The 9070-nt window shown below is 45.6% G+C and carries 12 protein-coding genes; 1 reads left to right on the forward strand and 11 read right to left on the reverse strand.

The window, feature by feature from the left end; translation table 11 throughout:
• Nucleotides 1-144 precede the first annotated feature (144 nt).
• From ACE5LO_RS11870 to ACE5LO_RS11900, 7 genes are all read right to left on the reverse strand, one after another.
• Complete coding sequence (locus ACE5LO_RS11870; RefSeq protein ID WP_375520232.1) at nucleotides 145-777, reverse strand: glycoside hydrolase family protein; 633 nt, start codon at nucleotides 775-777, stop codon at nucleotides 145-147.
• On the reverse strand, nucleotides 777-1100 hold the full coding sequence (locus tag ACE5LO_RS11875; RefSeq protein WP_375520233.1) for a hypothetical protein: 324 nt from the start codon (nucleotides 1098-1100) through the stop codon (nucleotides 777-779). Before ACE5LO_RS11875 ends, ACE5LO_RS11870 begins: the two co-directional genes overlap by 1 nt.
• A 2-nt stretch (nucleotides 1101-1102) precedes the next feature.
• Nucleotides 1103-1357 carry a hemolysin XhlA family protein gene (locus ACE5LO_RS11880; RefSeq protein WP_375520234.1) on the reverse strand — a complete coding sequence of 85 codons (255 nt, stop codon included), beginning with the start codon at nucleotides 1355-1357 and terminating at the stop codon, nucleotides 1103-1105.
• Nucleotides 1358-1381: 24 nt separating this feature from the next.
• Nucleotides 1382-1603: a hypothetical protein gene (locus tag ACE5LO_RS11885; protein WP_375520235.1), complete on the reverse strand. Its 222-nt coding sequence runs from the start codon at nucleotides 1601-1603 to the stop codon at nucleotides 1382-1384.
• 115 nt (nucleotides 1604-1718) lie between these two features.
• Nucleotides 1719-1979, reverse strand: a complete 261-nt coding sequence (locus ACE5LO_RS11890) for a hypothetical protein (RefSeq protein ID WP_375520236.1) — start codon at nucleotides 1977-1979, stop codon at nucleotides 1719-1721.
• 33 nt (nucleotides 1980-2012) lie between these two features.
• Nucleotides 2013-2624 carry a stalk domain-containing protein gene (locus ACE5LO_RS11895; RefSeq protein WP_375520237.1) on the reverse strand — a complete coding sequence of 204 codons (612 nt, stop codon included), beginning with the start codon at nucleotides 2622-2624 and terminating at the stop codon, nucleotides 2013-2015.
• A 71-nt stretch (nucleotides 2625-2695) separates the two neighbouring features.
• Nucleotides 2696-4804: a phage tail protein gene (locus ACE5LO_RS11900; RefSeq protein ID WP_375520322.1), complete on the reverse strand. Its 2109-nt coding sequence runs from the start codon at nucleotides 4802-4804 to the stop codon at nucleotides 2696-2698.
• Between ACE5LO_RS11900 and ACE5LO_RS11905 the strand changes: the two genes are divergently transcribed.
• Nucleotides 4788-4877: a twin-arginine translocation signal domain-containing protein gene (locus tag ACE5LO_RS11905; RefSeq protein WP_375520323.1), complete on the forward strand. Its 90-nt coding sequence runs from the start codon at nucleotides 4788-4790 to the stop codon at nucleotides 4875-4877. The genes ACE5LO_RS11900 and ACE5LO_RS11905 overlap by 17 nt on opposite strands.
• On the opposite strand, the gene ACE5LO_RS11910 is transcribed toward ACE5LO_RS11905, so the two are convergent.
• Genes ACE5LO_RS11910 through ACE5LO_RS11925 form a run of 4 tightly spaced genes read right to left on the reverse strand, consistent with a single transcriptional unit; the run spans nucleotide 4874 to nucleotide 9065 of the window.
• Entirely contained in the window at nucleotides 4874-5506 is a 633-nt protein-coding gene (locus tag ACE5LO_RS11910) for a phage distal tail protein (RefSeq protein WP_375520238.1), read from the reverse strand. The genes ACE5LO_RS11905 and ACE5LO_RS11910 overlap by 4 nt on opposite strands.
• A gap of 21 nt (nucleotides 5507-5527) precedes the next feature.
• Nucleotides 5528-5668, reverse strand: a complete 141-nt coding sequence (locus tag ACE5LO_RS11915) for an XkdX family protein (RefSeq protein WP_375520239.1) — start codon at nucleotides 5666-5668, stop codon at nucleotides 5528-5530.
• The gene (locus ACE5LO_RS11920) at nucleotides 5665-6306 is read right to left on the reverse strand and encodes a hypothetical protein (protein ID WP_375520240.1); all 642 of its coding nucleotides are present in this window, start codon (nucleotides 6304-6306) and stop codon (nucleotides 5665-5667) included. The genes ACE5LO_RS11915 and ACE5LO_RS11920 overlap by 4 nt, the downstream gene beginning before the upstream one ends.
• Nucleotides 6307-6323: 17 nt before the next feature.
• Nucleotides 6324-9065, reverse strand: a complete 2742-nt coding sequence (locus tag ACE5LO_RS11925) for a hypothetical protein (RefSeq protein WP_375520241.1) — start codon at nucleotides 9063-9065, stop codon at nucleotides 6324-6326.
• Nucleotides 9066-9070 lie beyond the last annotated feature (5 nt).

Here is a 9070-nt window from a genome sequence, read left to right on the forward strand (position 1 = left end):
ACTACAAAACGAGGCTACGCGACAGTATGCGGAACGCAAGAAGGCTGAACGCCCTCATGACTGATTATTTAGCAAAAAAAGCCCGCCAACCAATTAAGGTCAGCGGGCTTTATACCGATGCTTTCGGATTTCCTACAATATATTCTATTTTGACTTAACCGTCAACGTGGCCGTCTTGGTCTTATTGTCCCAGCTCACAGCCCCGCCAAGAGCCTCCCCAACAGCCCGGAGCGGCACATATACCGTCCCGTCGATCAGCACGCCGTCAGCAATCTTTTTGTCGTTAACAACCGTGTTTGCTTTCTCCATCTTTTCATCATCTCCCTTTACTGCATCCGGTTTGTTATACAAAGCCAGTTCGGCCGCTCTGCGCCTTACCAGCCCGGTCAACACCTTCCCGCCAGCCTTATTGTACTTGGTGATGTTATCGGCGATCTGTGCCACCGTGCGGCCTTTACACAACGCCTTGAGATTGCCCGCACCGCAGTTGTAGCAAAACGACACCAGTGCGTCGAATTGATTTTGCGTCAGCTTGTCAATGACGGGTACATTATCCCGATCATTAACGTATGCCTCGTACTTGACCAGATCCCGCGCCAGCATGGCATCCGCCTCTGCCTGCGTGATGGTCATCCCTTGGCGCACGTCTGAACCGTAATGCCCCCAGCCGATTGTCCAATGTACTTCGGTAGGTACTGGCTTGTACGCAGTGAGGCGGCAACCTTCAAATGACTTAATCAGGTCAAGGCCCGCTTTCGATATTTTCCGCGACTGCATTACTTATCAACTCCTTTGTTGTTATTATTCCCTGGTGGTTTAAGTGCTTTATGCTGCATTTGCCCGGCAGCAGCGGCAACCAAAAAGGCGTTTGCAAGCGCCAGTACATATATGCGCCAGTCCAAAGCGTTCGAGGCGCCCATAGCCAGTTGAGCCAGCGTTAATACAATCCACGCCACAACAACCGCATATACGTCAGTTGGGAGCCAAAGCGCAAAACGGTCAATTAACCCTTTCGTGTATTGCACAACAAAATATACAAGCAGGGACGCTCCTGCCATTGTGCCAAGAGCGTCCCATGAGAAAAGCTGTCCACCCTCCATATTCATCCTCCAATTTTCATAGCCGTCACAATTGCTCCGATCACTACAGTAATAACAGCCCCGGCAACTGTACGCCATAACCATTTCTGCGTTTCTTCAATACTATCGATTCGATGGTGAGCCGATTTTGCTGATTGCAAAGCTTCAATAGCCGTCTCACTTGCCATAATAGCTCTATCCAGCTTTTCATCCATGTTATCTACTTTGGTTTCTACCCTCGTCATGCGCTGCAGCATTTCCGTTTGAACGCCATCCATGTTATTCACCCTCTCAATATAGGCTCAGGAAACTTTTCCTGAACCATCGTCATTTTGTTGTTCTTGATTTCCTTCTTCAAATTTAATGTCTGCCAATGCATTACCTACTGCCAAATCCAGCCCCTCAAGTATTTCTTTTTTTCTCGCGGGTTGGGTAGAGATTACAGCAGAAATTACTTGTGTCAGTTCCTCAACCGGCTTTGATAGGTCCAATTTAATGTCCAATGTAGACTTTATTTTTGCCACGGGTTTCATCACCTCCCTGCCAAAGCTTATTGAACGCAAAATAAGCCCCTGAGTTATCAGAGGCTTTCATGCTTTTATATTAAACGGTTATTAGTCCATTTGTACTACGTATTATTTAGTCTTTCACTCCAGGAATAGAGTTTTTAATTTGTTGTACATTAGGCTCTGGTGCTTTCTCCCCTGTAATATGCTTTTGAATCTTATGAAGCGATTCCAACAAAGCTCCAAATCCGATGAAAAATAAGCCTGTCACAATTGAAGATGCTATAAAGGTAACTCCAACTACAATCCCGCTCAATGACATAAAAAAACCGATAACTATACCAATAATAATTGCTGCTCTACCAAAGTATTTAAAGAAGTCATATAGCATCATGGGTAATCACTCTTTCTATTTGTTGGATGGAGTTTAGTTTCCAAGTGCGGCATTGACTTTTTCCAGTTCCGCTCTGTAGTTTTCGAGCTTGGTTTCAGCCTCGACTATTGATGCTCTGGTCTGCTCGATATTCGCATCAATGGTTTCCAGGATACTCGGAGCATCCAACGCGCCCTTTCTCGATTTCTCCGCAGCTTCAAGCGTTCTATGATATTGTCCCAAACTGTCTTCATAAACTGCGATACTTTCCTGTAGTGAATCTTTTTTGTTTTTTAAGGTGGTCTCTGAGAGTTTAGAAATTGAATCATCGACAGCCACTTCAGCAGATCCAGTAGAACCATTGTTTAAAGCGTTATCTCCGCTTCCGGAAGGCAGTTTAACTTCGGAAGTTGTAATATTTATTGTCTTTCCATCCACTTGCACCTCAGCTCCTAATGAATCGGATACGGCGCGAATCGGCACATGGGCTTTGCCATCGACAACAATCGCACTATCAGCTAACTTTCCGCCATTTACTTGGACCACATACTCCCCGGCTACCTTCTGCCCCATTAGAGACTTCACCTGATCAGCAAAAGCGCTTCCGCTAGTGACCACCACTGCACCAATTACAACACCAGATAATAGATAAGTCCACTTTTTCATTCGAATCCTCCACTGGTATATTTGTCCTAATAATACCATTGTCCTAAGGACTCAGCAAACAGATTTTACCTTTATGATTTGGAACCTTCATCCGCAGGGATATTGACAGTCGCAACGGTCCGAGCTGCACTATACAGTTTTAGATTTCTTGATTTTGAATCGAAGGTAGCATTAATGATCAAATCCTCAAACAATCTCCCGTAAAAATCATCTAAATCTCGTTTAAGATCATCCATTTTTCCTTTCAAATCATCTATCGAAGAAATTTTCAAACCTGTGACCGCTGCTCCCGTAAAGTCAACAGGCCCCTGCATATAAGTCATATCATCAACTGATTTAATATATATTCCACCCATATTACCAATTCTTAAACCATTGGAATCGCCGTAAATCGATCCTCGCGGGCTTCCGTCATCCATAAAGACTAATCCACCACCATCGGATGCCTGACCAAGAGACAGGGCTTCGCCGCCTCCGGAAGTGTATGCAGTCAATCCTGATGAATTAATCTCTATGCGTCGGCCAGACTTCGCTGTGCGAAACAAGGTTCCCGTAATCGTCCCACCTTCAATTTCATTACCAGTCAGAGTGCTTGCCTTAACGGTTGATGCGGTAATGGTAGTTGATTTAATATTGGATGCTGTTATATTAGACGCTGTTATATCGGATGATTTCATTTCTGAGTTGTCGATTTCTCCGGTTAATTTGATCGATCTTGCCACAACATTACCCTGCATATCGACCCGGAACGGGGCGCTATTGTAGTCATTATGACCGGCACTAATTCCGTTTGTATTAATTTTGGTAACATTATTGCCGTTACCAATAACTAAGCTCACAAAGTTACCGAGTTGCCCAATGATTTGCTCTGCTACAACGCCAAGTGCCGTAATTGCTGTTCTTGCTGTTTTACCACCGTCAGTTGTTAAGACAACCCCGTTTGAGGTCATAATGACCTGATTCAGCGCATTTGTCTGATCTTGCAAGACAATACCGCGTTGATCATATTTGATTTCAGTTTTGGAATTATTAATATCGATCACAGCTTGTTTCGCAAATGATTCAAACACTTCCGTCCGGATCTTCCCATTACTGAACAAGTTATTGATGATATTCTTGTTCCGCTCCAGGTCGGAAATGATATCCGTATAGTCACGAAGATTCACATTAGAAATAGTAGGTTCACTGTGTTTATCCTGGCTATAAGGATACTCATTAAGCTCAGTAATCCGTGCCTTGAGCTTGTTCATGTCCATTCCCGGATCAATGCACGTTACGGTGTCCCCTAAAGCCGGCTTAGGCTCAGTATTGTCTATTTTAAACAGGTCGGCTGTAGATACGGTAACTTCCAAAGAGACAACTTCCTGTTCCCGGAGAGCTTTGCGGGTGGCTTCAAGTAAATCCCCCTGTTCCTCAATGTCTTGCTCTATGATTTCTCCGTCAAAAAACGGTACGGAATCACTGGACCAATATTGAGCATAAGGAGATATCAAATAGTTCACAGCCAGTTTCCCGTTAACAATGGCACCTGGGATTCCTGAAAGTAAGCTCCGCTCCTCATCGGTCAATTTGGAGGCATCCATACCAATAAAGGTGCGTCCGTCCTTCATTTGAGAGAACATGCGTGTTACCAGCGATTCCCCTTTATCCTTAAAGGAGCTGGAAACGATGTTCTTTTTAAGCCGGTACTGCAGCCCATTATCTGCCCCGATCTTCTTTCTAAGGTTAATGACAAAGTTGTCAGGCTCCACCTCGCACTCGTACATTTGTACAATCTGGTTGAGAGCTTCCAAACAGGTTCCACGCCCGAAGTCCTTAACGTCATGCAGATCAAATGAATCATGTATTACAAAAGTAAACCTTCCTCCAGTTGCAGATGTAATCAAGTTCGTAAGCTGGCTTATGTGAATACCGTAGGCTTCAGCAATATAAGATGCATACGGGAATTTGAAATCATTGAGTTTAAACATGATGTGATTACAATAGATATTCGCCGTAAGTTTTCGACCTTCCCGCGACCGGCTGCGGGACTGGATAACATAAAATTGACCACGCTCATCCCGAACGTGGCCTTTAATTGCTATTTTTTCACGGTAATCCTCACTGGTCATAGGTACCATGAAGGTCAATTCATAATCGCTATTAATTCGTCGTCGCCGTTGGATTTCATATGAATCCACCAATGTCCCAACACGGCGCAAATTTTTATCAAAGACTTGCATAGTAGGAGTAGCCATGTTTACCCTCCGTTAATATAAATATTTGTCCCGGTGCGTAATCCGGAAGAGTACCGTCCGTCCCGTCTCTGGGTCCGTCCAGGTAAGGTTATTACGCCCAAGATTAAGGTCAAAAAAGTCGCCATTGTAAAGATGAGAAACGTTTTTTCCGTTTCGGGTTATTTTAAATTTGCTTGAATCAATAGTAATTACTTCACCCGGCCTAAATGCATCGGTGAATTCGATGTACTCCGTGTGAAACCTAGATAATTCCGCTGATAGGCTACCTTCGCCTGACATTGGTATTCCTTCTAAGATGATTTCACGGACAAAATCCGCTGAGGCCATATTCCCCTCTCCGGACATCTCTTCCGCCGTCAGTACATATTCGCGGATAAAGTCAGACTCCACCTGCCCGCTTCCAGACAATTCGGCAGCAATTGTCATATCCAGAACAAATTCCAATACATAGTCGAACGTTGCTTCATCTTCAACAGTGTTAAAGAGCATTGCATTGAACCCACTATTAGAATCTGTTTCAGCCTCTATCTTTCGGGAATACAGGGCTCCTTCTCCGAAGAGTTCCGCAGAGAGGTCTATGATATTCCCCTCTGCATTGTCCCCGGTATTAAATCCAAGACTGTTAAAACCACCTGCATTAAACATAGAGCCCTCCTATCGGGACCGTTACGCGAATTCAACGCCGGTAATATCTTTGTATTCTTCTGGCGTTATCTCCCCAAATGGATTAGTCTCTGTTTTTACGGCACCTTTTAAGCTTTCTGCATCGATCCATCCATATTTGAATGCCTTTTGCCAAAAACTCATACCTGATCCGCTCCCTTCAAAGATATGATTTCAAGTTTTGTCGCTGCCAGTTCACTGCCCAGGCTGCTAATCATTTGCTGCAACTGCATATTGTTTATTTTTGCGGCAGTCAGTTCCTGTCCCAGCGAATCCACTATGGCCGTCTGCTGCATGGCCTGCAGCTTCATCTGTGTGAGTTGCTGACCGATAAGGTCCGTTTCATTTGGCTCTTCAATCGGCGGCTTGGTCAGTTCGTCAATCTCTTCCTGCGTCAGCCCCTCGACCCAAAGGGCCGGTTGCTCTGGCGGCACATACTCGGGAGCCTCGCCTCTTTCCTCCTCTGGCAGCGTGGCCCATTCGTCATATGCTGCTTGATATTCATCCAGGGCACTGCTGACGGCTTCCTGGTATGATTCCCATGCCGCAAGATCAAAACGCGGCTTATACAGCCCGGCAGGGAGCGGCACGCCGACGATGTACCCGGCAGGCTGCGGCTCCTCTTCCGGCTGCTCGTCTGTTTCCTCGGCATCGGTTTCGGGCTGCAGTTCCGCCGTCACGAGTTGATCGGCATAAAAAGGGACGACTCCAGTAAAGGAATCGTCCATGATCACGTCCTCGATAAAGAGTCCGTTTTTATCCACTTTGGGGACTGCTTTCATGAATTAGGCTCCTCCTTTTATTGTTCTGCTAGGAATGAAACGGAATCAAGAGAGAATAACCAGTTATTCCCTTCGTAGGTTGTTACATCCCCGTTTGAGTAAACAATGATACGGCCTAAAATTTGCTTACTACCGTCTGAAGAATACGCCACAAATTGCATATTACTGTTTTTAGGTCGATATCCCGACGGTAATCTGAATATTACAGAGTTAACCGCCCCGCTTTTTATAAATCCGCGCATTCGCACTATTCCGTTACTATCCTTGTAATATCCGACGGGTATATTTGTATCGTAAAGCACCCAAGAATTAAGCAGCGTCGGCGTGATCCACGCCGGGTTGTCCTTCTCTGCCTTCTTATTCTCGACGACTGCCAAGCGGATTTCCTGCTGTGTGACGCTATCCACCAAGTCCTCCAGCAATGACTTTTCATTTCCGGCATAGGTTCCGGTTATAGGCTGGATCGGAGACGTTGCAAGCATCAGGTAGGTGACGCTGTAGGCTGCGGATGGATCGTAATTCGCAGCCGGAAGTGAGGCCAATTCATCCCCATAAGTCGCATTTGTGGCACTAAAACGAATTATATTCCAAAAGTCCCGCGCGCTGTTCTTATACACAGCTACTATTTTACGTGTCTGGTACTTTAATTTTGCTGAAGTATGCCAGTTATTGATGTTATAAGAGTTGGATGTTGTGGCTATTGGATTAGCTCTCTCCCGCAACACAATACCAGTACCTACTTCCACCTGATTACTGCCCTCGTTAAACGTGAGCTGACCTTCGGAAACAATCGGCTCGACGGTAGGCGTCGCAAGTTGGTATACAAGCTCGTAAGGCGTGTATCCAGGTGTATAAGTATTACTATCTACAGCAGCCTTAACCAAAGACCAGTTGGTAGTTCCTTGCGACGGATCGTTTTGTACGTATTTCCACGCTTTTGTGCCTGTATTATTGTACGGTGAGATAAACATTCCGCTTCCGTCTATATAACCCATTTTATAGCCCAAGAAATAAGCCTTAATCTCGTCGGCTGTCGGTGTGTAGTTGTCTCCCCATCCGCTATCTGCGTTGGAAACAGTTAAGTTAAAAGCGTTATAAATAGCACTATTGTAAGTCCCGGTAACAATCTGCTGGTCCCCTGCTGATGTTATGGTTCCGGATGCAGCACGGGTCAGTAATTTCCCATCATACTTCACCATCCAGCCAGAATCGTTGACAGGGTTGTTTAACACTGCATAATTGCCGTTCAAATATGGTTGTACCAGTTTATAACCCGTATATGATGACACAGACCATATCCAATTTTGTGACCCATCTAACACAAGCCGCTGCCACTTCTTCGCCTTAAAATACTGCCCGCCCTGCACGAAAACCGAATCAGCATTAGCCCCTGTCACCGGATCGGCGTATAGGTCTGTTTGCAGTGCAAACATAGCATCCTCACGCGGTACGAACGGCTGGGCTTCGCTGCCAATGTTTAGCATGGGATTACTCATAGTTATGGCGGTTGTCGTTGTTGCGAGCAGCCGTACCACTATTGCGTTCAACCCAGCGGGTACTGTAAATGTAACACTGATTACACCTGCTCCAGTTATTTCAGCAATTGTTGTTGATTCGGGGCTGTTATTTACAACAATGCGCCCCGTAGCAGCTGAAGAGTTTGCGGATACTGTGTATGTTTGCCCCGGCATTACAGTAACTGTATGAATAAATTTATCTGTTGAAGTAACAGAAACACGTTTATCGTCAAGGAGTATAGGAGAACCTTCTTTTGCCGACCACTCATAAAACGACGGCAAAAGGTTCTCCCCGTACCGGATCGCATACGGATTACGGACAGGCGTTACGCTGTCCACATATGGATATTTCGCGGCTACTTGATCGGCTGTCATGCTGTCCAGTACCTTGTAATCTGCGGCGTTGATTTCGTAAACTCGAATAGCTTCAATATAACCGATACTCCCCACCGCGCCGAGGACCTCAACTATCGCATAAGCTGTAATAGCAGATGGTGCTGCGTTGTACGCCTTCCATACTGTAGTGAATTTACTTTTGTCGGTCGAATTCCCGCTGCTTTTGCTGCTTGATAACCCGCCAATATATGGCCCAACAGATGTCCCTGACCCTAATTTAACCTCTGCGATGATAATATAATAACTACCCGCTTTGATCGGAAATCCTGGTGTGGAGGCTGTTCCAGAAGTTCCTGCTGATGTTGTTATTTTCAAGGACTGACTTCCTTGAGATTTGTTTGTAGAGTCAGCCACCAATGTCGCCTGCCACGCAGAAAATTTATTTACATTTTCGCAGTTCCCATCCCGGCCTATCAGATTAATCAGCGTCCGCCCTGTAAGTCCTGTTAGACTGAACGGCGCAGCCTTGACCGCTTCCAATATCTGCACACCTGCGGACAGAATAACTTGTTGAAGACTATCGCCATCCATTCGGTCAGCTAATCCCTCAATATTTCTCCTGAATGACTCATGGTCATATGCTGTAAAGTTTCGGGCGACGCGGGTACCAGCAGCCCAAGAGCGGGCTAATCCCTCGAAGCCACGCACACAGCCCTTTAATGTGTTGCCATCAACAGAACTATATGTGATCGTCTCAGCAGCATCCCCGTTGCCGATAACGGCAATTCCTGCACCCTGAAGCAATGCAGAAGCATCAGTAACTATGATTTCCGTTTGTGTATCTGTGATCAACTCTGTTAATTCCGTTTTTGGGGAGTTAACCACTGCAGGATACATTTTTTCCAAGAACC

The organism is Paenibacillus medicaginis, from assembly GCF_042138635.1.
GTDB lineage: Bacteria > Bacillota > Bacilli > Paenibacillales > Paenibacillaceae > Paenibacillus > Paenibacillus medicaginis.

Excerpts from the sequence above, each read along its gene's own strand:
- ACE5LO_RS11890 (WP_375520236.1), bottom strand. The coding sequence starts at position 1,979 with ATGATGCTATATGACTTCTTTAAATACTTTGGTAGAGCAGCAATTATT.
- ACE5LO_RS11915 (WP_375520239.1), bottom strand. The coding sequence starts at position 5,668 with ATGAGTTTTTGGCAAAAGGCATTCAAATATGGATGGATCGATGCAGAA.
- ACE5LO_RS11870 (WP_375520232.1), bottom strand. The coding sequence starts at position 777 with ATGCAGTCGCGGAAAATATCGAAAGCGGGCCTTGACCTGATTAAGTCA.
- ACE5LO_RS11875 (WP_375520233.1), bottom strand. The coding sequence starts at position 1,100 with ATGGAGGGTGGACAGCTTTTCTCATGGGACGCTCTTGGCACAATGGCA.
- ACE5LO_RS11910 (WP_375520238.1), bottom strand. The coding sequence starts at position 5,506 with ATGTTTAATGCAGGTGGTTTTAACAGTCTTGGATTTAATACCGGGGAC.
- ACE5LO_RS11880 (WP_375520234.1), bottom strand. The coding sequence starts at position 1,357 with ATGGATGGCGTTCAAACGGAAATGCTGCAGCGCATGACGAGGGTAGAA.
- ACE5LO_RS11920 (WP_375520240.1), bottom strand. The coding sequence starts at position 6,306 with ATGAAAGCAGTCCCCAAAGTGGATAAAAACGGACTCTTTATCGAGGAC.
- ACE5LO_RS11895 (WP_375520237.1), bottom strand. The coding sequence starts at position 2,624 with ATGAAAAAGTGGACTTATCTATTATCTGGTGTTGTAATTGGTGCAGTG.